The sequence below is a fragment of the Chitinophaga sp. genome (assembly GCF_035538455.1).
Classification (GTDB): Bacteria; Bacteroidota; Bacteroidia; order Chitinophagales; family Chitinophagaceae; genus Chitinophaga.
The window spans coordinates 37,183-60,015 of the sequence record NZ_DATLKJ010000241.1 but is presented as its reverse complement, the minus strand read 5'-3'; the positions used below and the strand labels follow the sequence as shown (position 1 = coordinate 60,015).

The 22,833-nt window shown below is 46.8% G+C and carries 20 protein-coding genes, 1 pseudogene and 1 CRISPR repeat array; of the genes and pseudogenes, 16 read left to right on the top strand and 5 right to left on the bottom strand.

Going from position 1 to position 22,833, the window contains the following annotated elements; genetic code table 11:
* Positions 1-159: 159 nt before the first annotated feature.
* Positions 160-1,573: a CRISPR direct-repeat array (repeat unit 30 nt; unit sequence GTTTTAATTGTACCATAGAGGAATTGAAAT).
* A 129-nt stretch (positions 1,574-1,702) separates the two neighbouring features.
* Complete coding sequence (locus VM802_RS28210) at positions 1,703-2,251, top strand: GNAT family N-acetyltransferase (RefSeq protein ID WP_325537088.1); 549 nt, start codon at positions 1,703-1,705, stop codon at positions 2,249-2,251.
* 243 nt (positions 2,252-2,494) lie between these two features.
* On the opposite strand, the gene VM802_RS28205 is transcribed toward VM802_RS28210, so the two are convergent.
* Positions 2,495-3,028, bottom strand: coding sequence for a YceI family protein (locus VM802_RS28205; RefSeq protein ID WP_325537086.1), 534 nt, complete (start codon positions 3,026-3,028; stop codon positions 2,495-2,497).
* A 313-nt stretch (positions 3,029-3,341) separates the two neighbouring features.
* Between VM802_RS28205 and VM802_RS28200 the strand changes: the two genes are divergently transcribed.
* Positions 3,342-4,157 carry an AraC family transcriptional regulator gene (locus tag VM802_RS28200; RefSeq protein WP_325537084.1) on the top strand — a complete coding sequence of 272 codons (816 nt, stop codon included), beginning with the start codon at positions 3,342-3,344 and terminating at the stop codon, positions 4,155-4,157.
* A gap of 308 nt (positions 4,158-4,465) precedes the next feature.
* Positions 4,466-4,906, top strand: coding sequence for a DoxX family protein (locus VM802_RS28195; protein ID WP_325537082.1), 441 nt, complete (start codon positions 4,466-4,468; stop codon positions 4,904-4,906).
* Positions 4,907-5,054: 148 nt separating this feature from the next.
* On the opposite strand, the gene VM802_RS28190 is transcribed toward VM802_RS28195, so the two are convergent.
* On the bottom strand, positions 5,055-6,416 hold the full coding sequence (locus VM802_RS28190) for a DNA/RNA non-specific endonuclease (RefSeq protein WP_325537080.1): 1,362 nt from the start codon (positions 6,414-6,416) through the stop codon (positions 5,055-5,057).
* Positions 6,417-6,457: 41 nt separating this feature from the next.
* Positions 6,458-6,859 carry a nuclease A inhibitor family protein gene (locus VM802_RS28185; protein WP_325537078.1) on the bottom strand — a complete coding sequence of 134 codons (402 nt, stop codon included), beginning with the start codon at positions 6,857-6,859 and terminating at the stop codon, positions 6,458-6,460.
* A gap of 199 nt (positions 6,860-7,058) precedes the next feature.
* Between VM802_RS28185 and VM802_RS28180 the strand changes: the two genes are divergently transcribed.
* Positions 7,059-7,886, top strand: coding sequence for a GDSL-type esterase/lipase family protein (locus VM802_RS28180; protein WP_325537076.1), 828 nt, complete (start codon positions 7,059-7,061; stop codon positions 7,884-7,886).
* A gap of 60 nt (positions 7,887-7,946) precedes the next feature.
* Positions 7,947-9,065, top strand: coding sequence for a Gfo/Idh/MocA family protein (locus tag VM802_RS28175; protein ID WP_325537074.1), 1,119 nt, complete (start codon positions 7,947-7,949; stop codon positions 9,063-9,065).
* A 58-nt stretch (positions 9,066-9,123) separates the two neighbouring features.
* On the opposite strand, the gene VM802_RS28170 is transcribed toward VM802_RS28175, so the two are convergent.
* Complete coding sequence (locus VM802_RS28170; RefSeq protein ID WP_325537072.1) at positions 9,124-9,972, bottom strand: universal stress protein; 849 nt, start codon at positions 9,970-9,972, stop codon at positions 9,124-9,126.
* A gap of 180 nt (positions 9,973-10,152) precedes the next feature.
* Positions 10,153-10,656 carry a cupin domain-containing protein gene (locus tag VM802_RS28165; protein ID WP_325537070.1) on the bottom strand — a complete coding sequence of 168 codons (504 nt, stop codon included), beginning with the start codon at positions 10,654-10,656 and terminating at the stop codon, positions 10,153-10,155.
* 214 nt (positions 10,657-10,870) lie between these two features.
* Here VM802_RS28165 and VM802_RS28160 point away from each other — a divergent pair, with 214 nt between their 5' ends.
* The 11 genes and pseudogenes from VM802_RS28160 (at position 10,871) to VM802_RS28105 (ending at position 22,830) form a co-directional block, all read left to right on the top strand.
* On the top strand, positions 10,871-11,377 hold the full coding sequence (locus VM802_RS28160) for a VOC family protein (RefSeq protein ID WP_325537068.1): 507 nt from the start codon (positions 10,871-10,873) through the stop codon (positions 11,375-11,377).
* Positions 11,378-11,394: 17 nt separating this feature from the next.
* Complete coding sequence (locus tag VM802_RS28155) at positions 11,395-11,574, top strand: hypothetical protein (RefSeq protein WP_325537066.1); 180 nt, start codon at positions 11,395-11,397, stop codon at positions 11,572-11,574.
* A 323-nt stretch (positions 11,575-11,897) separates the two neighbouring features.
* Positions 11,898-13,484, top strand: coding sequence for a discoidin domain-containing protein (locus VM802_RS28150; protein WP_325537064.1), 1,587 nt, complete (start codon positions 11,898-11,900; stop codon positions 13,482-13,484).
* A gap of 196 nt (positions 13,485-13,680) precedes the next feature.
* Positions 13,681-14,085 carry an HYC_CC_PP family protein gene (locus VM802_RS28145; protein WP_325537062.1) on the top strand — a complete coding sequence of 135 codons (405 nt, stop codon included), beginning with the start codon at positions 13,681-13,683 and terminating at the stop codon, positions 14,083-14,085.
* 156 nt (positions 14,086-14,241) lie between these two features.
* The gene (locus VM802_RS28140) at positions 14,242-14,601 is read left to right on the top strand and encodes a heavy-metal-associated domain-containing protein (protein ID WP_325537060.1); all 360 of its coding nucleotides are present in this window, start codon (positions 14,242-14,244) and stop codon (positions 14,599-14,601) included.
* Between the two features lie 75 nt (positions 14,602-14,676).
* Positions 14,677-17,919, top strand: a pseudogene (locus tag VM802_RS32460) (efflux RND transporter permease subunit).
* The gene (locus VM802_RS28125; protein ID WP_325537054.1) at positions 17,903-19,156 is read left to right on the top strand and encodes a TolC family protein; all 1,254 of its coding nucleotides are present in this window, start codon (positions 17,903-17,905) and stop codon (positions 19,154-19,156) included. Before VM802_RS32460 ends, VM802_RS28125 begins: the two are co-directional and overlap by 17 nt.
* A complete protein-coding gene (locus tag VM802_RS28120) occupies positions 19,134-20,339 on the top strand; it encodes an efflux RND transporter periplasmic adaptor subunit (protein WP_325537052.1) in 1,206 nt (401 codons plus the stop codon). Before VM802_RS28125 ends, VM802_RS28120 begins: the two co-directional genes overlap by 23 nt.
* Positions 20,340-20,356: 17 nt before the next feature.
* Positions 20,357-21,571, top strand: a complete 1,215-nt coding sequence (locus VM802_RS28115) for an efflux RND transporter periplasmic adaptor subunit (protein WP_325537050.1) — start codon at positions 20,357-20,359, stop codon at positions 21,569-21,571.
* Between the two features lie 30 nt (positions 21,572-21,601).
* A complete protein-coding gene (locus tag VM802_RS28110; RefSeq protein WP_325537048.1) occupies positions 21,602-22,054 on the top strand; it encodes a DUF3347 domain-containing protein in 453 nt (150 codons plus the stop codon).
* A 140-nt stretch (positions 22,055-22,194) separates the two neighbouring features.
* Complete coding sequence (locus VM802_RS28105; RefSeq protein ID WP_325537046.1) at positions 22,195-22,830, top strand: DUF3347 domain-containing protein; 636 nt, start codon at positions 22,195-22,197, stop codon at positions 22,828-22,830.
* The last annotated feature ends 3 nt before the right edge of the window (positions 22,831-22,833 follow it).

Below are 22,833 nucleotides of genomic sequence, written 5' to 3'. Positions count from 1 at the left end.
GACTTGGGTTACTCCTGATTGCGCTGCCAAACGTATGGCTTCTTCCTTGAATTCTTTGCTGTAAGTCTTTCTCTGTGACATATGTACTAAATTAAGATTTTCAAACTTAACTTAGTGTCCGTCAAAATAGGCTAGTTCACTCCGCTATTCCAGCCGCATGTTTTAATTGTACCATAGAGGAATTGAAATTAAAACATCCAATTAGCGCATAGCCATCACCGTTATGTTTTAATTGTACCATAGAGGAATTGAAATAAAGTTTTGAAGGACTCAAGTTAACAGCCTATAAAGGTTTTAATTGTACCATAGAGGAATTGAAATATTCCAGATAATTCATCCGCAACAGATGTGCTAATAGTTTTAATTGTACCATAGAGGAATTGAAATACCTTTCTTTGCCATGCTTTAAGAGCAGCGTTTTCCGTTTTAATTGTACCATAGAGGAATTGAAATATAGGTAATTGCAATAATTGGTTATACCGTTTGTACGTTTTAATTGTACCATAGAGGAATTGAAATGGAATTGAAGCTGCTACTGTTGCCTGGCATGCGTTGTTTTAATTGTACCATAGAGGAATTGAAATAAAGTACTCTGACTGGAAGGATAAAATTACCCCCAGTTTTAATTGTACCATAGAGGAATTGAAATTTCTCTAACCGATCGAAATGCAGCTGGATTGCCAGGTTTTAATTGTACCATAGAGGAATTGAAATTTTTCGTATCGTTTTTGCTATTGTGCGTAAGTATTTGTTTTAATTGTACCATAGAGGAATTGAAATATGACGCGTCTGTGCAAAATTTAGAGGCGGCCAAAAAGTTTTAATTGTACCATAGAGGAATTGAAATTATTTATATTCGTCGGTATTCCTGCGATTATAGGGGTTTTAATTGTACCATAGAGGAATTGAAATTATATTTGTATTTGTTCATAAAGCCTTATCATTAATGTTTTAATTGTACCATAGAGGAATTGAAATTACCTCTTTTTCAATGCAGCGGCTGCCTCTTCCTGTTTTAATTGTACCATAGAGGAATTGAAATGCTATCTTTATTATCTCCTTCGCTTTAAGCGTTATCGTGTTTTAATTGTACCATAGAGGAATTGAAATGGTAAAACCAATAGAGCCTTATCGAATAGCCATTGGTTTTAATTGTACCATAGAGGAATTGAAATTTGTTAAGCGTTAAGGCCTTAATGATTTGGTTCTCAGTTTTAATTGTACCATAGAGGAATTGAAATATAGTGAGTTTTACTTCTTGCATGATTGAGTGTTTGGTTTTAATTGTACCATAGAGGAATTGAAATGATTATGCTGGGGTTGGTATAAATTTCCGCTATATCGTTTTAATTGTACCATGAAGGAATTGAAATTGGTCCTGATCAAGGCAACCAGTATCCCGCGCCTGATAGTTTTAATCGTACCATAGAGGAATTGAAATTTGAGTTGTTGGATGATATGAGGATCTGTTGCCCTGGTTTAATTGTACCATATAGGAATTGAAATATGAGCGATTGCGCGGCCTAAATTTTCGCTATGCCTGGCTTTAATTGTACCAAGGAGGAATTGAAGTATTTTTAAATACTGGTCTGAGCTAAAACGTAACGGAGTTTTATGGCTGTCATATAGGAATTAAATATTAAATATTCCCTCCATCCAACCCTCAAAATCCCTATATTTACCCCCCAATATTCAGAAACCCATGAACACAACGACCCTTCAGCACTCGGAAATAGAAGACCTGTTAGCTTTACAACGCAGTAACCTCGTTACGCAGATCTCTTCAGACACTGCGGCCTCGCAGGGGTTCCTCACTTTTCAATATACCGCGCCGGTATTATCGCGTATGATGGAAGATATGGCACAACCTATCACTAAAAGCGGCGACGTGATCACCGGGTATGCATTGTCTACATCAAGAGAGGCAGGGATGGAGATAGCATTGATGAAGCCCCTGGTGGAGATGTGCGATGAGCAGCTCAGTTTCAATGGCAAGCCACTGAGAGAGCAGCGTTATTATTTAATGGGACAGGTCTGTGTACGTGATGGCTGGAGAGGACAGGGAATCTTTGATAAACTATACCAGTACCACAAGGAGCTGTTTTCAAAAGATTATGATTGTATTGTTACTGAGATAGCCGCTACTAATCTGCGGTCGCAGGCGGCGCATGCAAGGGTGGGTTTCGAAACAATCCATGAGCATGAAGATGGCGGCACGGTTTGGCATGTAGTAGCGTGGGGCTGGAAATAGCCAATAGCCATTAGGGTTTAGCTTTCAGGTACCAGCGCCTGATGGCTAAACCCTAACGGCTATTTACCTCGTTAATCCTCAGTTCGCTTGCAAAATGATAATGTATTTACCCCAAATGATAAAACCTGTAACCAGCCCCGGGATAACTTTGCACTGAACCCTGATTGTAGAAATCTAAAATTTGCGAGTATGACGAATTATCCAGATTTGATGAATGACATTAACGAAACAAGTCACACGTTATTATTTTGATACCACGGGAACGGTTATGTCCAGCGAAGTGAAATCTGATTCATCGCCTTTGGCTGTACTAAGTCCGAAATCGCTTCTGTTTACCTTGAAGGCGCCGCTGAAAATGCCATTGTTGCCGTTGTGGGCAAAGGTAAACGGAATGGTAATGGGTTTTCTGATGCCATGCATGTCAAGTTCACCTTTGGCTTCATAACCTGTACTGGTTTTAGTTACAGAAGAAGACACAAAATGTATCGCCGGGTATTTGCCGACATTAAACCATTTTTCACTACGGGCGTGCCTGTCTTTTAATCCAATGCCAGTATTGATAGAGGATACGTCAATTGTTACATCAAATTTTGCCGCTGACAGATTCTGTGGATTGAATTCTATTTTCCCCTTGAGTGTTTTAAATGATCCGGAGGCATATTTCCCGGAGAATTGAATACTATAACCATCTTTTATATTCCAGCTTTGAGCACTGGCTGATATAAATGAGGAAATGACAAATAGCAGGATCGCCGTCAGGCAGGTGATCTTATTCATTTTCTTTGATTTAATTCTGAATATCAGTAAAAGTGTCTGGTTGACAAAAATAGACGAAAATGATAAATACCGGTAAGTTGCACGCAGAATGCCCGTTGGGCGTCATCAGAAAACCTTCCCCCTCTGCCCTCACAGGCACATCCTATATCCCCTGTTTGCACGCACCGGTAATATCAGGCTGATTAACCTTCAGCGCGTCGGCCTGATGGTTGACGTTTGGAATCCTTCATTATTTTATGTAACATAGATTAGAGGTTTGTTAATCATGTCCGAGAAAATTACATATTATAAAAGTAAATATAAAAAGGAGCTATTGTTAGACTGTGTGCGTTTTGAAGATCTTATAAAGAATGGTGTTGATTTCAGCAAACCACAAGTGCCGGATTTTTATGAGATCAGTTTTTTCTTTTCCGGTAAAGGTGAGGTGATTATTGACGGTGAACGATTACGCTTTCAGGCCGGAACAGTACTGCTGTTCCCTCCTGCAAAGCCCAGGCAATGGCTGTTCCCTGTCACTATGACCACACTTTCCATCTCGTTTGTGAACAGCTTCATGGAAAGCTTTATGAAAGACAACCTGTTTCTGTACCGGCTTCATTACTTCGGTAATGCTGACAAACCTCCCAGTATTTCCCTCAGCAGGGAAAAGGTTACGTTGTTCAGAAAATTAGTGGAGCAGATTAAGGATGAAATTCATTATTTTCATGACGACAGCCAGCACCTGCTGCGTTCTTATCTTTACCAGCTGCTGATATTGCTGAACAGGGAATACGCAGGGCAATACAACCTGACCTCCAATCTGTATACCAATACAGCGGCACTCAGGCTCAAGCGCCTGGTAGGTACACATATCCGGGAAAAACAAACCGTGAATGAATATGCTTCCATGATGGGGGTAGACAGGAACCGGCTGAACAAACTGTGCAAGGAAGTGTTCGGGAAAGAAGCAGGCGAGTTCATTAAGAACGAACTACTCAAAGCCTGCAAAAGTGAATTGCTGCTGGGTAATAAAACCATTACCGAAATCAGCTACCAGTTTAACTTTTCGGCGCCTTCCAACTTCGTTCGCTTTTTCAAGTCTTATACAGGATACTCACCGGCGGACTATCGGTTGGAATTTGCAAAATGATAATAATTTTATGCTAATTGATAACACAAAAAATAGGTTGCCCGATAAATTTGTTTCAACTTTAACGTGAACAGGATGAATAGCCGGCACAACCAGGCTGAATAATATCAAACTCAGAACCAGTATTTGTTACCCGGTGTTAACCACTGTTGCCCTCTCCCTGTCGTGGCGGCAGCCTGCGTAAATTAAGCGGGATAATAAGGACAAAGAGTCAGGTAATTGTGCATTGCGATTGTTATGTAAGAATGCTTCATTTTTGTTACTGCCTTCAATAGAGATGCTACGTAACAGCTTAACCGTATCTGGATATGATTGTAATCAGACGATTTCAAGTAAGATCAGCGCCCTGGCATTTTTTTCATCGCGGCAGATGGGCGCCCATTGTTACCACTGCCGGTATTGTTTTGTATCACCTGTTGTCTGTAGCGCTGGCAATGGCTTTCACCGGGGCATTCATTACCCGCATATTTGGCAGTGATGCAATTATCCGTAGCATGGATGGGTGGGATTTTCCCCTGTGGCTGAGATTTCCGGCGGCATGGTTTGAAATGCTGATGTCATTGGGGCTACTGGTGCCAGCTTACCGGTGTATTACCGTTTACGGCGTGTATGCCTGGGCGGGAGTTACGATCATCTCCCACCTGATTGCCGGAGATAATATTATGGCAGGGATTCATCTACTGGTGGCATGTATTGCCTCCGTGATACAATTGCTGGAGGAGCGGATAATTTCACGCGAAGCCGTGTAAGTAGCGCAAAGAAGCAAAGGATTTTTTTAAGTTAGCTAAGAACTGTTTTTCATTCCGAGATATTATTGGGTACTATTAAGCAGTTTCATTTAACTTAAAAAAAACTTTGCTTCTTTGCGCTACTTACACGGCTTTGCGTGAAACATTACTATTGATTATCGACCTTAGTTTCAAGTGAGTCCTGTAACGACGGGCGCAGGCTTGAAAGCAGGTTATAACCAGTAGCGCTTTCAATATTGCGTACCGTGGTTTTGTAGGTTGTCCAGTCGGTATTGATGTCGTTTTTGTTAGGCGTGTTTACAGCAATTACCCTGGTGCTGCCGGAGATCCTGTTCAGGTCGTTGTTGCCGTTGGGGATTACAACGATTACTTTCCAGATATTGGAAGGAACAGTAATATTACCGTTGTCAAGAGTAGTGGTAACGCCACCAAGTGAGCCGGTTCCGCCCTTGCCATAGGAGCCGCAGATCACGTATACTTCGTTGCCGGCATTCACCAGGCTGCGGGTATAGTTTTCCAGGTTAGCCCAGGTTTTCTGGTTGTTATTGGGTGCCTGTGGCATCATGTTCGTCATGAGGAAGGTGGCAGAATTAGCGTCTGTGGTAGAGGTTCTGTCGGCAGAAGGGCAGTTGTGACCACGGTCGAAGCCGGAACCGGAGTAGCTACTGTTCTGTACCTGATACCATCCGGAAGGAAGGGTAGCGTCGGCTCTGAAATCGTTAGAGCGGGAAGCGGTCCCCAGGTCGGTGCTCTGTATATGCCAGCTCACCCAATTGGGGATTGCACGGCTACGGCTATACGATAATGAATAGTAGGTTTTCACCATCAGATAGTTCTCTTCGTAGTAAGCATCGGCAACCGCGCTGCTGGGGTTACCCAATAGCATGTTGTCGTCGTCGTTGCCGGTAGGGGTGCCACCACCGCCACCACCAGTGCCACCAGCAGTAATGCTGATATCATCGATGTTGATACGGCTGCTGCCACCGGAAACTTTACGGATAGAGATGCGCAGACTGGAAGTGGCTGCAAAACTGAAGGTAGCGGTCTGGAGGCTGCCGGAAGTAGTCACGGTGTTACCCTGTTGCTGCCAGGTAGAGCCGCCGTCTGATGAAGTCCATAGTTCCCAGTCGCTGTCAGCATCTGAGCTGAAGGTGCCGTGTTTCACTGTTACAGTGATAGTGCCGGTACCGCCGGTGATGTTGAAGTTGGTCGTAAGACTTCCGGTGTTACGGATGCGTGCTGATTTAGTGCCATTCTTGAGATCTGTAGACAACGTGCCAAGCAATGCGTCATCAAATGTCCAGGAGCCGCTGGAAAGCGTTACAGAAGCCGATGCGTAAGATGCTTTACTCCCAGTCTCAAAATTTTCAGTAAGGAGCGTACTCAGCTCAGTCTTTGCCTGATGGGGAACATTTACCGGTGGTTGTGTAATGTCAAGTTCTTTTTTACAGGATGAAAACAACAATCCTGCAAAGCAGATGATACACACCTGCCTGATGAATTTTTTCATGATTCATTTTTTAAGGGTTATGGGAAACGGTTTTCGGTTGCTTATGATTCTATCGACGTGGTTTGCAGCGCGATGCAGCTACCATCGGGCAGAAAGCCGGTGATGTAAACAGGGATACTGGCGCCTGTTTCCACACGGGTTACCTGGATGTTGGAAAGATTTTCTTTCAGGAACTGGTAAAGCGTTTTGAATTTCTGTGCGTTCTCGACTATCGGTTTGTCATTCGGATCGGCGGTTCTCTCTATCTCGTTAAAAAAATCATCTGCATTTACGGGTCTCAAAACATTTTGCTCTACGACGTTCAGTGTTGCTATTTTTTCAGGTAACGTTGCTGCCGGTAATATGCCCCATTGCTCAATGGTAAGCGGGTACTCTGATTCGCTGAAGTATAAAATGCCGGCGATTTTATCCGTCAGTTTTTCTAAGAAAGCGGTTTTTTCCATAAATTTTCAAAGAAGCAGTTTTCGAAAAAGTGAAATTAGATATTCTTACTTGATCGGTATGATCCCGTAAGTAATGATAACAATTGCTTAATAATTAAATTAGAAAAAAAGAACATTATAATTTTACGGTTTAAAGTATTAGATTTATTATACTGCTCTCTGGCTAGTGTCAGAGAGGGATTCCACGTAAAATAAATGTATGTCCAGACGAATCATCGATCATGGTGTTATACCGGTGCTGTTTTCCTGTTTCTTTCTTTTATATACCACTGATGTAAGTGCCTGTGCTGTTACTGACACATCGGTAAATACGGCCATTGTACCAGTATCCAGGTTGGAATACGATAACTACGACTGGTGGGCGAGGCATGCAGAAGTGTTGCGCATCAAGGATTCTATCAATCCGGAAATTGTGATGATAGGCAATTCCATTACGCATTTCTGGGGAGGCTATCCATTATTCAGGGATGCTGCCGGTCAATTGCACAAGGCCAATGGCAGCCGTGTATGGGATTCCCTGTATAGATCGCGGCGTGTGCTGAACCTGGGTTTTGGTTGGGACCGCACGCAGAATGTATTGTGGCGCATTGATCACGGAGAGCTGGACCACCTTCATCCGCGCGTAGTGGTAATTGAAATAGGAACGAACAACACCAGCGGAACAAAGAATGCCCGTGCCAACACAGCGCCTGAAATTGTGGAAGGCATTCAACACATTATCAGCCGCATACACGCTAAAATTCCGCACGTAAAAATTATATTGATGGCGTTGTTGCCACGGGGCCAATATGCAGGTGAAGCGCCCCGCCAGCTGATAAATGACACGAATGTTTTACTGAAAGACCTCGCAAAGAAGGAGCACGTTCATTTGATCAACATGGATAATGATTTCCTCGCTCCCGACGGATCACTCAGCAAAACACTGATGTACGACTTTGTCCATCCCACAGAACGGGGATATGAAATATGGGCAGACCGGTTGAGAACCGCTTTCCGGGAAGTTGTTGGAAAGAATTTTGTCAGATGATGTAGCGTAGGAGTCCTATGTAATTATCCGTAACAGATCATCAACCTAAAATATACTGTTATGAATTCCCGCCGCGACTTTATACAAAAAATCAGCTTTTCTGCTGCAGCATTGCCTTTCCTGTCATTACGGGGATGGGCACACGAAAGGGAGAATATGATAATGGCCACAGAAGAGCCTGTGCTAAGGGTAGCCCTGATGGGGCTGGGTGGCTATGCCAACCGTGTGGCTGACGCCATGAAGTCTTCTGCCAGGGCCAGGCTTGTGGGCGTGGTGAGTGGCACGCCAGCAAAGATCAAAGACTGGCAACAAAGATTTAATATACCGGATAAGAACTGCTATAACTACGAGAATTTCGATAGCATCAGGAATAACCCCGACATAGACGTTGTGTATGTTACTACGCCCAATGCGCTGCACCACAACAATGTGCTGCGCGCTGCGGCGGCAGGCAAGCACGTGATTTGCGAGAAACCGATGGCGCTGAACCCAAAGCAGGGCCGCGAGATGATTGATGCCTGCAAAAAGGCCAACGTAAAATTATTGGTGGGCTACAGGATGCATTTTGAGTCCAATACACTGGAGATTATCAACAGAAGAACGAAGGGAGAACTGGGCAAAATCCTCTTCTTCCAGGGCCTTAGCGGTTTTAAGATCGGTGACCCTACGCAATGGCGTTTAAACAAAGAACTGGCTGGCGGCGGCTCGCTCATGGACATCGGTATCTATGCAATCAACGCTGCGAGGTACATGATTGGCGAAGAACCTGTATGGGTATCGGCACAGGAGATCAAAACAGATCCGGTAAAGTTTAAGCAAGGCGTAGATGAAACCATTCAGTTCCAACTGGGATTTCCGGGTGGAGCGGTAGCTTCCTGCCTCTCTACCTATAACATGAATAACCTCGACCGCTTCTTTCTCAACGGCGACAAAGGGTTTGCGGAGCTGATGCCCGCATCTGGTTACGGCCCTATCAAAGGTAGTAGCAGCAGCGGCCCGTTGGATCTTCCTCACCGTACACATCAAACAGTGCAAATGGATGAAATGGCAGGCATTATCCTCGATGGCAAACAGCCAATAGTGCCGGTGGATGGAGAAGAAGGGCTGAGAGACCTGAAGATTATTGCTGCTATTTATGAAGCCGTGAAAACAGGACAGAGAACGGACCTGAAGGTGTGAACGCCCAGGTCCGTTGTGTGGAGAATACTTCCTCTACAGTGGCGAAATTTCAACAATATCACTGCCTGGAAGGCAGGTATAGCAATGGAACATCAGACTTTTTCGCCAGTGTTTTGGAAACGCTTTTATGAAATAAGTCATACACAAAGCTGTGCTTCTTCGGAACAGCAATGATGAGTGATGCGCGATACTGAGCCGCAAAGTCGAGGATACCTGCTGTAGTATCAGGGGTATCCACTTTATCTACATAATGAAACTCCGCATTATACTTCTCAAATATCCGGTGCATGGCATCAATTGCATCACGTGTCTGTGGGGAATACTGTTCGCCGGTTTGGGGCGCTATATTTACTACGTGCAGCTTTGCTGGTAAAACGTCCAGGAATTTATAGAGCTGATGCACGGAGAGCGCTGCCGGATCTTCCAGGTCAGTAGTGAAAATGATGTCGCTGAGAGTATGACCCAGCGGTACGTCAGGAGGTACTATCAGCAGCGGAGCTTCACTGGTTTCTACCATCAGCGAGCTGGTACTGCCGGTCAGGAACTTTTCCATTCCGCTTTTGCTGGAGGCGCCCATTACCATCAGTTCTACTGTTTTTTCTCTACATAACTGGTTGATGCGTTCCGGCAGCACACTGTTCTCTGCTTGCATTTCAATGCTTATATGTTGTGGCAATACAGACCGCAGCCTGTCGTGCTGAAGTCCGAGTGCTTCCATATTTTCAGCGTAGGTTTCCTGATCGTTGGGCGGAATGTTCGCAGGCAGGTCGGTAGCCACAATGAAAGGCTGGTAAGCATGATACAGGATCACGTGCCCGATCTGTAACGGAATAGCAAGCTGACATGCATACTCAGCCGCACGGAAAGCATTCTCAGAGAAGTCTGTAAGGATGAGCATGGATTTCATAATGATGGTTTTTTAAAGTGAGCCATTAATTCACCTGTACCGATTGCCATGTTGGCAACGGCTATGTTCGCTGTTATTGTACTCATATTGCGCAGGTTTTATTCAAAAAGAACTGACAAAAGCATGCCATGATGATGCCATTGCTCTTTTTTAATCATCCACGCACTAATAATGATTGATTTACAGGAACGTCACATCAAACAGCGCTACCAGTTCTTTCCAGGCTTTCAGTTCTTCCGGAGTTGGTGGAACGGACCCTGTTTTGTCTCCCTCTTTAAATGGGGCGGAGAGGTACCAGAAATACTGATCGAAGGAACCGGGTGAGATAATGATCTGGTTCTTTACGTATTCGCTCTTCACTACAAAATGATGTGGTATCTGTCTGGGCAGAAATACAACATCGCCTGCTATGGCTGTTACCAGCTGCTCGCCGATATAGAAATCCATTTCACCTTCCAGGATGATGAAGGTTTCATCTTCATGCTGATGCACATGCCGGGGTGGTTCAGCGCCTCTTACAGCGGTGCCTTCCATGATAGCAAGCGCATTGTTGGTTTCTTTGGAAGTAAGCAGGAAATTGACAGGTGCAGCGCTGCGATAAACTCTTTTGCGCTCTGCAGCCGTAAGCTGAGCTGGCATCGGATTGGCGGCTAAGATGGCCTCCAGTTTGGATCTGTTAAGCATGGTAATAAGTCTTGTTATATGATATGGTCAGGTATCCGTTTTGTTGGAGCGCAAAGAAAAATGTTTTGCCGGAGAAATGGAACAAGTGGTTTAAAAATCCGTATAAATACGTAACTGGCTTAATAGTCGCAATAACCCCGCATATTGTCGTCTTTGCACCCTGTTTGCCTTAGCGTTCCGGTTTATCTTTGAGTAAATAATTAAATCAATCGTTATGGCTACTAAAATCATCTCCAAGAAAATAGTCTCCTGTCTCTGGTTTGCAATGGAAGCCGAAGAGGCAGTAAAATTCTATACTTCCATCTTCAAAAATTCCAGTGTTGGCAAGATAATGCGTTATACCGGCGTAGGTGAGGAGGTTCATGGTATGTCGGCAGGCACCGTTATGACCATCGACTTTGCGCTGGAGAACCAGGGCTTTGTGGCGCTGAATGCCGGACCGGTGTTTAAGTTCAATGAGGCCATCTCCTTTATTGTTTATTGCGATAACCAGGAAGAAATTGATCACTATTGGAACAAATTGGGCGAAGGCGGAGACGAGCATTCGAAAATGTGCGGCTGGCTGAAAGATAAGTTCGGGCTGTCGTGGCAGATTGTTCCCGTATACCTGGAAGAAATATTTGACAGCGCTACGGAAGAACAGTATAACAATGTGATGACGGCCGTGTTACAATCAAAGAAACTGGAGATTAAGGTACTGGAAGCTGCCTATAATAAATAATTTACAGCTAATGGTTATTGGGTGACAGACTGAAACGGGGCTCCTACAAAGGCGCCGAACTCCCTGATCCGCAGGGAACCGGGAAGATATCCCGTTATATTGAAATAAAGAATGAAGCAATGATAAGTAATCCTGTCATTAGAACCCTGTTGACGGCAGGACTGGATGCCTGTAAGAAACGCGTGCAGAAAATATAACTATACCGGTTATACGAACTTTTAGGTTAATATAAGTCAGATAAAGATTAAAAAAGTATTACCTCGATATTTATCTATTCATTATATTTGGAGAGAGCAATGAAAACAGTGACTAATCGCCCTTTATCAATCCCGTTTACTTTAGTCTAAAAATATAAAAAAAGACATAGCGCCGGATGCACGCAATACCTGTTATAGCTGATATCAGCAGGGGAGTATTGTTATATCCTTTAAAGACCTGTAGTGAACAACCAAATCTGAAGCTTTAATCATCATCAGCAAAACCGATATCTGACCGTAATTCATTATCCAAAAAGAATGATATGACCAGAATCTATGTTTTTTCCCTACTTCTTATTGCCGTTATTGTATCAGCGGTAAGTTGTAAAAGACCGCCTGAAGTTACACCTGGAAAAGGCTCTGACGCCAAAACAGAACTTATAGCGGCAGGCGCTATTGCCGGAGGCAAGTACACCCTGAACGTTGTTTATTTTATTCCGTCAGACCTAGATACCGTACCTGGTTTCAAACAACGGCTGAACGGCGTATTTCTGTACACGCAACACTTTATTTCCCAATGGATGACCAGATGGGGATATACTAATACTACGCTTGGATTACCGGCTGACTCTGCGGGCAGACTGAAAATATCCATTATTCGCGGGCAGCTGGGAAAAGCCAGCTATCCCTATGATGGTGGAGCAGGAGCTGTACAGACGGAAGTGAATACCTATTTCGCATCGCATCCGCTGGAAAGAAACAGCGAACATACTATTGTGATCATCCCGACTTATTCCTACGGCGCCAACGGAGATCCCAGTGGTGGCCCATTCTATGGTATTGGTCGCTGGTGTTTCGCTTTAGACTACACCGGGCTGGATACGATCAACCTGGGCAAGCCTGATGACAAATTCTCTACCAAATGGATCGGCGGCCTGGCGCATGAACTGGGACATGGCATCAATCTGCCACACAACGGCGGCGCGCAATCTGAAAACATATTGTATGGCACCACACTTATGGGTTATGGAAACGGTACTTATGGTAAATCACCCACTTATCTGTCGCCTGCTGATGCGGCTATACTGGCCAACTGTCAGGTATTCAGCGGCAGCCTGCGCGGAGACTGGTATGCTGACGCCGGCGGTAAGGTGAACAAAGTGTTTGCGAGATATGACAGCATATCTGCCAGCATTATTGTAACCGGTAAATTTTCTGCTAACATAGCGGTGAAGAATATCGCCTACTATAACCGCAAGACAGATGGCAGCGACAATGGTGGCTACAACTCTGTCACCTTCGCGTCTAAACCCATTGGTACCGACAGTTTCTATATTAAAATGCCGCTCAGTGATTTCAGAACCAAAGCCAATATGGGTTATGAATTTACCATGCGGTTGTGCCACGAAAATGGTAGTATCACTACGTATACCGCGAACTATAAATTTGTGAATGATGTTCCTGTGATAGATTTTGGCGATAAGATTGTGTATGATAAATCATCCTGGACAGTAACCGGCTACAGCTCCCAGGAAACTTCCGCAGAACCCGGCGCGGCGGCCAACATTATAGACGGCTCCGCCAGCACTTACTGGCATTCACGCTGGTCGTCGAATGCGGCGGTGTATCCGCACTGGATCTCCATCGATATGGGTGCAAAACTGGATGTAAACAGATTCACATTTACCCAGCGCAGCAGCCGCAGGGTGAAGGATATTGAAATCCTGACCAGTAACAATGGCACCAGCTGGACTTCCCTGGGTAGTTTCGTATTACTGGACAGCACCAATCCACAGAATATTACCTGGTCTGCCGTGAAAAACTTCCGCTACTTTAAGCTGAATATGAAATCGTCTTACGACGGACAACAGTTTGCAGCTATGTGTGAAGTAGGCACCTACAAGGATTAAAGATATTACGCAAGGCTGGATAAAAGCAGCTGTGGCATAGAACAGCTTCTGGCTAACGGTACATTAGAGCGTACCGTTCATGAATACCAATCCGGGTAGTCGTACCTGGATTTTTTTTTGCCTGCCTGTTAAAATATAAAACAACCTCAAAATTATATAACAACCATTCTCCGGGTTGACGTTATCTTGCATTCAAATGAAAAAGGCACTCGCACTCATACTTGCTTTGTTTTATGTGGCTACCTCCACCGGCGCCACTATCCACATGCACTATTGCATGGGGAAGCTGATGGAAGTAGAAGTATGGAATGCCAAAGTGAAGAAGTGCGAGAAATGCGGCGCCAGCAGCTATCATAGTAAGATGTGCGCCAAGAAATGCTGTCGCGATGAACATAAGACCGTAAAGCTGGAGAAAGACCAACAGGCGGCTGCTCACGTCAGCTGGCTGATGCAGGCGGCAGCGATAGCAACGCCCGTTTCATTTATTGAATTTGCACAGCCGCACACCGTGCCGCTGGCCGTGGAATATCCTACCGGCCTTGCGCCGCCACGAAGTAGCCACGTGCCTGTACATATTATGAACTGTACCTTCCGTATCTGATTCCACACGCCCTCCCCGGCGCATGCTGCACAGCATTCCTGCGCCATCATCTTCAATATATACATCTCATACATTATTCAACCAGCGTCATGCGGCATAAGTCCGTACGGATTGCGGCGCCTTGACGCATGCTACAATATTTAAAATCAATTTCAGATGAAAAAGATATTCTTCCTTTCCGCTATCCTGGCCGGCGCCGTACAGGTATTCGCACAATCAGACACCAGGACTTTCAAGGTATATGGTAACTGCAACATGTGCAAAAAGAGAATTGAGAAAGCAGCGACTGTTGACGGTGTTTCCAAAGCAGACTGGAATAAGGATACCAAAGCGATGGCTGTAACCTTTGATGCGGCAAAGACCTCCACGGATGCTATTCAGAAAAAGATTGCGGCATCCGGTCATGATACAGATAAAGAGAAAGCCGCAGACAGCACCTACAACACCCTTCCCGGCTGTTGTCACTACGACCGCAAAGGCGGCGCTGCTGCGGCTCCCGCACACGCGCATCATTAACAGCACGGCATCATAAACCAATATTTCCCTCCCCACCGCATAACGCGGGGCGGGGAGGGGCTGAAAAGAACAGATATGGTACATCGAATTATTGAATGGTCATTGCGCAACCGGTTTATTGTGCTGGTGCTGTCGGCGGCGTTATTTGCCTGGGGCATCTTTGCAGTGAAGAAAAACCCTATTGACGCCATCCCCGATCTGTCGGAAAACCAGGTGATTGTATTCACTGAATGGATGGGGCGTGGCCCGCAACTGATAGAAGACCAGGTGACATACCCGCTGGTGACCAATCTGCAGGGGCTTCCTAAAATCAAGTATGTGCGTGGCTCTTCTATGTTTGGTATGAGCTTTATCTATGTCATCTTCAATGATGATGTGGATATATACTGGGCCAGGGAGCGCGTGTTGGAAAGGCTCAGCACTGTTGCCCGTACATTGCCTGCCGGCGTAGCACCACAGCTGGGGCCTGACGGCACAGGGGTAGGACACGTCCTCTGGTATACGCTGGACGCTCCCGGTATGGATCTTGGCGAGCAGCGCGCCTTGCAGGACTGGTACATCAAATTTGCGTTGCAGAACGTGGAAGGCGTGAGTGAGATCGCTTCCTTTGGCGGCTTCCAGAAACAATACCAGATCACGGTAGATCCAAACAAACTATTGTATTACCGCCTTTCCGTAGCAGATGTGATCAACGCCATCCGTACGAATAACAACGAATCCGGTGGCCGCAAATTTGAAATGAGCGACATCGGCTATATCATCAAAACATCCGGATACCTCAAGTCAGTGGCCGAGATAGAGAATATTCCCGTGAAGACGCAGAACAACATTCCCATTCGTGTAGCCGACGTGGCAGCCGTGCAGATGACCGGTGAAACCAGGCTGGGGATATTTGACCAGAACGGGGAAGGAGAGCGCGTAGGTGGTATTGTGGTGATGCGCTATGGCGAAAACGCTGCTGCCGTGATAGACAAAGTGAAGGCGAAAATGAAGGAAGTGGCGAAAGGATTTCCGCAGGGGGTGAAGTTCGACATCGTGTACGACAGGGGAGCGCTGATCAGGGAATCTGTTGATTCCATCAAACATACGCTGATAGAAGAAATGATTGTCGTGTCGATTGTGGTGATCATTTTCCTGTTCCACTGGCGCAGCGCACTCAGTATCATCATACAGATCCCCATTACACTGGCAGCAAGTTTCATCCTGCTCAATGCATTCGGCATCTCTTCCAATATCATGTCGCTTACTGGTATCGCGCTGGCTATCGGCGTGATCGTGGATAATGGCATCATCATGAGTGAAAATGCCTATAAGCACCTGGCAGAAAGGTATGCGGACTGGCAGCGGAAAAATGAAAACGTAGGATAACGTAATAATAAGATCATGAACTGGCTGAAAAATATATTTAAGAAATCACCACAATGGATTACAGAAGAAGAGCGGCTGAAAGTGATAGAACAATCCAGCAAACAGGTATCCCGCGGGGTCTTTTTTGCAACTATCATTATCATCACTTCGTTTCTGCCGGTGTTCATGTTGACGGGGCAGGAAGGTAGGTTATTTCACCCGCTGGCCTATACGAAGACATTCATTATGATTGTCGATGCGCTGCTGGTGATCACCCTGGCGCCCGTGCTGATCTCTTTCTTTATGAAAGGGAAATTCAGACCGGATAACGTCAACCCGGTGAACAGGTTCCTGGAGCGTATATACGAGCCCATTATAAAAGGCGTACTGAAATGGCGCAAAACTACGATCGCCATCAACGTGATAGCACTGGTGATTACGATACCGCTGCTGAAGAGCCTGGGTAGCGAGTTTATGCCACCTCTCGACGAGCAAAGCATATTATTTATGCCGGTTACCCTACCGGATGTATCCAACGCAGAAGCCAAGCGCATCCTGCAGGTGCAGGACAAGATCATCAGGTCTGTTCCTGAAGTGGATAAGGTACTTGGAAAGGCAGGACGCGCGGCTACCGCTACAGATAACTCGCCCATCAGTATGATAGAAACCATCATCATGCTGAAGCCGCATTCCCAATGGCGCGAGGGCAAAACAAAGAAAGATATCATCAATGAGCTGGATGCCAAGCTCCAGATCCCCGGTGTGGTGAATGGCTGGACACAGCCCATCATCAACCGTATCAACATGCTGGCAACCGGTATCCGTACAGACGTGGGTGTTAAAGTGTATGGGCAGAACCTGGATACGATTGCAGCGGTGTCTGAAAGAGTGAAGAAGGCACTGGAAGGTACTCCCGGCGTTACGGATCTCTACGTAGAACCCGTTACGGGCGGCAAGTACCTCAGTATTGACGTGCGCCGTGAAGATCTGGCCCGCTATGGTCTCAATGTAGATGATGTGAATCAGACCGTAGAATCTGCGCTGGGCGGCGCTTCTATTGGCAACACCATCGAAGGGCGTCAGCGCTTTTCTATCAGTGTGAGGCTGGCACAGGATTACCGCAACAGCGTAGCGCAAATCAAACGCATCCCATTGATGTCTGCCGCCTCCGGCGAAGTACCATTGGCCTCTGTGGCCGATGTGAAGTTTGTCGATGGCCCTCCGATGATTACATCTGAAAATGCCATGTTGCGTGGCGCTGTGCTGTTCAATGTTCGTGGCCGTGATCTCGGAGGTACGGTGAGTGAGGCCATCGGCAAGATGAACAAAGCAAAAGGTATACTGCCGCAAGGCTACTACCTGGAATGGAGCGGACAATATGAAAACCTGATCCGTGGCGAGCAGACGCTGATGTGGATTGCGCCGGTGGTGTTGGTAATCATTTTCTTCTCTCTCTATTTCGCTTTCCATTCCATCCGTGAAGCATTCCTCAGCCTGATCACCGTGCCGTTTGCATTGATCGGCGGCGCCTATATGATCTATTTCTGGGGTGTGAACCTTTCGGTGGCTGTGGCGGTGGGTTTCATTGCACTCTTTGGTATTGCGGTGGAAACCGGCATCGTGATGGTTATCTATCTGAACGATGCCATGCAACAGCTGGTCAAAGAAAAAGGTAATTCTTCCGAAACGATTACAAAAGAAGACCTGCGTAAACATGTAATCTATGGTGCTGCCAAGCGCCTGCGGCCTAAACTGATGACAGTGTGTGTATCTCTCTTTGGCCTGGTGCCGGTATTGTGGGCAAGCGGTGTTGGTACAGATGTGATGAAGCCCATTGTGCTGCCGATGATCGGCGGAGTGTTGACTTCATCTACGCACATTTTGCTGGTAACGCCACTGATATTTTTAATGACGAAAGAATACGAATTACGCAGGTACGGTAAACTGGAAATTCATGAAGTACATCACTAGATATATAATAAGCGGGATGCTGTTATGGGCGCCGGCAAGGCTGATGGCTCAAACGCCTGTGCTGCCGCTGGACAGCATCCTGCTGCGTGTGGACCATAACAACGTATTGTTACAGTCTTACACACTGAAAGCAGAAAGTTATAAATACGCTGCAGATGCAGCCACCGCCTGGATGGCCCCGATGGTTGGGGTGGGCACTTTCATGACGCCTTATCCCGGTCAATCCGTTATGGATGAACGCGATAAAGGCAGCCTGATGCTGCAGCTGGAACAGGATATTCCCAACCCGGCCAAACTCAATGCAAAAAGGAAATACATCGCTTCGCAGGGTAATATTGAGAAGGCAACACGCGACATAACACTGAACGACCTGAAAGCACAGGCTAAGCGGCTGTACTTCAACTGGCTTATTGCAAAACAGCGCATCAATGTGCTGAAGGAGAATGAGAAAATCATGCTGACGATGAAGAAGATTGAAGAGATCAGGTACCCTTATAATCAATCGCAGCTGAGCGGCGTATTCAGGGCTAATGCAAAGATCGATGACAACCGCAATATGATCCGCATGCAGGAAGGTACGATTGCCAAAGCAAGATCATGGCTCAACAGCCTGATGAATGCACCCGGTAACCAGCAGTTTGAAATAGATACTGCCTACCAGCCCGTATTCAATGCTGCTTCTTCTTATGACACCGTAGCGTTGGCCACTGTGAGAAAAGATGTAGTGAAGATGGATGAAAGCATCCGTTCTATGGCGCTGAATATTGAGAGTATGAAAAAAGAGCGCAAGCCGGACTTCAGGGTGAGGTTTGATCATATGTCGCCGTTGGGAGACATGATGCCAAAAGCTTTCAGCGCTATGGGCATGATCAGCATACCAATTGTGCCATGGGCGTCGAAGATGTATAAATCTGGTGTCAAAGCTATGCAATACAATGTACAGGCAATGGAGAAGGAGAGAGCGGCCATGTTGCAGGAAACGCAGGGGATGCTCTACGGTATGCACTACGAGATACAATCTATGCAGCAACGCATTGACGCGATGGAAGCAAAGATCATCCCTGCGCTGCGACAGACGCTGGACGCCAACTTCCTGAACTACCAGGAAAATAAAATGGCGCTGTCCAATGTGATCGACTCCTGGGAGGCGCTCACTATGATGCAGTCGAACGTGCTGGATGAAAAATTAAAACTCTATGAAATGATCGTGGATTATGAGAAACAGTTATATCGTTAGCATATTCGCAGGTATCACGCTGCTCGTGGGCGTTGCCGCCTGCCGCAATAAAGCAGCGCAGCCGCAGCATGCCGGGCATCATCAGCCTAAGGAGCCTTCCATCGACAGTGCCGTTACCGGACTGACAGGGGCTGTGAATGCCCGTGTGGTGGCCACTATTCCAGCCATCACGGCCGACAGCGGCACACGTATCTTTACCGCTACCGCCAACGGCGTGATCACCTATGACACCCGTAATCAGACCAGCATTGCCAGCCGTATCGGTGGCCGTATAGAAAGGTTGCTGATCAAGTATAACTATCAGCCCGTGAAACAGGGTCAGCTGATTATGGAGATCTATTCACCGGATCTGGCAGCGGCACAACGGGAGCTCCTATACGTAGCACATGCCAGCCCCGATATGCTTCCCTCAGCCAGACAGCGTTTGCTGCTGCTGGGCATGCAGCCGGGCCAGGTGGATCAGGTGCTGAGAACGGGCAACATTCTCTACCGCGTACCGGTATACAGTAACAGTGATGGCTATATCCTGGAGAAGACAGCCGCTGCCGCAGCGGTGGCTAGTACTGCCGCGGCATCTGCATCAGGAGGGGATGGCATGGGTAGTATGGGAGGCGGAAGCGCATCGGCAGGAGCAGCCACACCAGCTCCCGCTGCTCCTGTCGCCACGCCGGTGTTGCTCCGTGAAGGTCAGTATGTAAGTGCAGGTCAGTCACTCTTCACTATCTACCAGGCAAAAGCCCTGGTAGCTGAATTTGCCTTCCCGGCACAGTTATCCGCTTACATCAGAAACGGGCAGCAGCTGTTGTTCTTTCCGGTGAATAAAGAAGATGCCATGGAATCCGGGCGTATAGGGCTGATAGAGCCGGTGTTTCGTAACGGTGTCAACTTTATGCTGACAAGGGTATATCTCGGCGGTACGCGTTTGAAAGTAGGGGAGCTGCTCAATGCCAGTGTACCAGTCGTATATCCAGGCGGCTGGTGGCTGCCGGAAAAGGCTGTGTGGCGCTCCGGTAATAAAGCGGTGGTGTTCCGGCAGGAAGGACGTGTATACGTTCCTGTTATCGTGGAAACCGGTGCGCAGGCAGAAGGGATGATACAGGTGAAAACGAATATCAGCGGTTGGAAAGTGGCATCCAATGCATCTTACCTCGTAGACAGTGAGAGCTTTATCAAAACCAGTTAAATGCAGCAACAGCGATTATGGAAAGAAAGAATTTTATAAAGACAATAGCGCTTGTTTCGCTGGCCCCGGCAATACTGTTGGGAGCTTGTAAGAACAGCGGAACGAAGACGGCAGCTGCGGAAGTAAAGCAGACCTATACCTGCCCGATGCATCCGCAGATCGTGCAGGACAAGCCGGGCACATGTCCCATTTGCGGCATGGACCTCGTACCATTCGATAAGAACAATAAAGAGGTATCGCTGACACTGGGTGATAACCAGATTGCGCTCGCCAATATCACCACCGTGACAATAGGTGCTGGTGCATTGTCAGACTACAAGCAACTGAATGGCAGGCTGGCAACAGACCCGGAGAAAACGGCTGTTATCTCCAGCCGCGTACCAGGACGCATTGAAGTATTGTACGTAAAGGAAACAGGTGTGAAAGTAAACAAGGGTCAATCCTTATATAAGATCTACTCTGAGCAGCTGGCTTCCCTGCAACAGGAGTATCTGTTGGCCGTAGCACAGGTGAAGCAGTTTCCTGACGATGCGCGGTTCAGGCAGATAGAAAAGGCCGCAAGGCAGAAGCTCTCGCTTTATGATCAGAGCGAAGCGCAGATCAATCAGCTGGTGCAGTCGCAGAAAGTAAGCCCCTATGTAACCTATACGGCTACAGTAGGCGGCGTGGTGTCTGAACTGAGTGCAGCAGAAGGCCAGTATGTAGCAGAAGGTGGCGCCGTGATGCGTGTGGAAGGCTACCACCAGCTATGGGTAGAAGCCGATGTATATCCGGCAGAAGCGTCAGCGGTGCATGTCGGCCAGTCTGTGAAAGTGACTGTAGCCGGCTGGGAGAGTGAGCCGCAGCGCATGACCATACAGTTTATCAGCCCTGCCTTGCAGGGAAGCAGCCAGGTACTGCAATTGCGCGGAACCATTACTAACCCCGACAATCGCTGGCAGCCAGGTATGCAAGCCAATATACTACTGCCGGTAAAAAGTAAAGGCGATGCCCTGAGTCTTCCGGTAGACGCCGTGATCAGGGATGGTAAAGGCACGCACGTATGGCTGGAAACTGCTAAAGGTAAATTTGAACCGCGTGTAGTCGTTACCGGTATGGAGAATGCTGACGCCGTGGAAATCACCGACGGACTGAATGATGGCGATAAAGTAGTGGTGACAGGCGCTTATCTCCTGTATTCGGAATACATACTCAAGAAAGGATCGGACCCGGTTACCGCGCATCATCATTAAATCAATCATCTTCCTGACAAAAAATACAGAATGAAACGATTCTCAACAATTACCATCTTATCCATGCTGGCCGCAGTTTTCCTGGCAGCGTGCAGTAACCGTAAAAGCAACAGAGAACAGGAACCTGCGGGGAAAGAGGAGCAAATGGTTATGACGGCAGATACTGTAATACCGGCAGCAGGTATATTATTGAAAGACGACAGGCTGAATGCTGTTTATATGCAATATGCGGAGTTGACCCGTGCGTTGATCAATGACGATGTGAAAACAGCCCGGCTCTCTGCTAATGCAGTAGCAGCCGGCGCCGCGGAAATGACAGGCGCCGCTGCCGTTGCCGCCGCTGCCGCAAAAATTACTGCCACTGCGGATATAGAAGCGCAACGCACAGCCTATGCTGCATTGAGCAATGAAATCATCTCCCTCATTAAAAAATCCGGTATGAACAGGGGGCTTTGTACATCGACTTCTGCCCGATGGCGATGAACGATAAAGGCGCTTTCTGGCTCAGCGATGATAAGACCATACAGAACCCTTACTTCGGAGAGTCCATGAAAACCTGTGGGGAAGTGAAAGAGACGATTAAATAAGACATCAGCATTTTTCTATCATTAAAAAATACCGACATGAAAAGACTCTTTATTACCACGATGGTCATTGCTGCTATAGCTTTCACTGCCTGCAACAGTGGTAACACATCTCATGAAGCGCATGAACATGACAGTACCACCGCTGCTGCCGGAGAGACTGCCAAAGCAGAAGCCGTAGGCGATAACACGCCTCCCACAGCTGTGCAGCCGCAATTTTCCAACATAGATCCGAAAGTGGCCGCGTCGCTAAAAACAGTAGTAGCCCGTTACCTGCAAATCAAAAACGGGCTGGCGGCAGACAACTCAGGAGAAGCTGCCAGCAATGGTAAAGCAATGGCCGAAGCAATGCAACAGTTGGATAAATCGGCGCTTACGCCCGAACAGCAGAAAGTATACACCGAAAATGAAGAAGACCTGAAAGAGCATGCGGAACATATCGGTAAAAATGAAGGCAACATTGATCACCAGCGGGAACACTTTGCACAAATGAGCGAAGACGTATATGCACTGGTAAAAGCCTATGGTGGCGGTCAGCCGCTATATCATGACTTCTGCCCGATGTATGATAACAACAAGGGCGCCCTGTGGTTAAGCGAAACGAAGGAAGTGAAGAACCCCTACTTCGGTAACAAAATGCCTGACTGTGGTGTTGTGAAAGAAGAGATCAAATAAAAC

What these genes read in the sequence shown, in the direction of transcription:
- VM802_RS28210 (WP_325537088.1), top strand. Translation starts at nt 1,703, where the DNA reads ATGAACACAACGACCCTTCAGCACTCGGAAATAGAAGACCTGTTAGCT.
- VM802_RS28205 (WP_325537086.1), bottom strand. Translation starts at nt 3,028, where the DNA reads ATGAATAAGATCACCTGCCTGACGGCGATCCTGCTATTTGTCATTTCC.
- VM802_RS28195 (WP_325537082.1), top strand. Translation starts at nt 4,466, where the DNA reads ATGATTGTAATCAGACGATTTCAAGTAAGATCAGCGCCCTGGCATTTT.
- VM802_RS28190 (WP_325537080.1), bottom strand. Translation starts at nt 6,416, where the DNA reads ATGAAAAAATTCATCAGGCAGGTGTGTATCATCTGCTTTGCAGGATTG.
- VM802_RS28185 (WP_325537078.1), bottom strand. Translation starts at nt 6,859, where the DNA reads ATGGAAAAAACCGCTTTCTTAGAAAAACTGACGGATAAAATCGCCGGC.
- VM802_RS28180 (WP_325537076.1), top strand. Translation starts at nt 7,059, where the DNA reads ATGTCCAGACGAATCATCGATCATGGTGTTATACCGGTGCTGTTTTCC.
- VM802_RS28175 (WP_325537074.1), top strand. Translation starts at nt 7,947, where the DNA reads ATGAATTCCCGCCGCGACTTTATACAAAAAATCAGCTTTTCTGCTGCA.
- VM802_RS28170 (WP_325537072.1), bottom strand. Translation starts at nt 9,972, where the DNA reads ATGAAATCCATGCTCATCCTTACAGACTTCTCTGAGAATGCTTTCCGT.
- VM802_RS28165 (WP_325537070.1), bottom strand. Translation starts at nt 10,656, where the DNA reads ATGCTTAACAGATCCAAACTGGAGGCCATCTTAGCCGCCAATCCGATG.
- VM802_RS28160 (WP_325537068.1), top strand. Translation starts at nt 10,871, where the DNA reads ATGGCTACTAAAATCATCTCCAAGAAAATAGTCTCCTGTCTCTGGTTT.
- VM802_RS28150 (WP_325537064.1), top strand. Translation starts at nt 11,898, where the DNA reads ATGACCAGAATCTATGTTTTTTCCCTACTTCTTATTGCCGTTATTGTA.
- VM802_RS28145 (WP_325537062.1), top strand. Translation starts at nt 13,681, where the DNA reads ATGAAAAAGGCACTCGCACTCATACTTGCTTTGTTTTATGTGGCTACC.
- VM802_RS28140 (WP_325537060.1), top strand. Translation starts at nt 14,242, where the DNA reads ATGAAAAAGATATTCTTCCTTTCCGCTATCCTGGCCGGCGCCGTACAG.
- VM802_RS28125 (WP_325537054.1), top strand. Translation starts at nt 17,903, where the DNA reads ATGAAGTACATCACTAGATATATAATAAGCGGGATGCTGTTATGGGCG.
- VM802_RS28120 (WP_325537052.1), top strand. Translation starts at nt 19,134, where the DNA reads ATGAGAAACAGTTATATCGTTAGCATATTCGCAGGTATCACGCTGCTC.
- VM802_RS28115 (WP_325537050.1), top strand. Translation starts at nt 20,357, where the DNA reads ATGGAAAGAAAGAATTTTATAAAGACAATAGCGCTTGTTTCGCTGGCC.
- VM802_RS28110 (WP_325537048.1), top strand. Translation starts at nt 21,602, where the DNA reads ATGAAACGATTCTCAACAATTACCATCTTATCCATGCTGGCCGCAGTT.
- VM802_RS28105 (WP_325537046.1), top strand. Translation starts at nt 22,195, where the DNA reads ATGAAAAGACTCTTTATTACCACGATGGTCATTGCTGCTATAGCTTTC.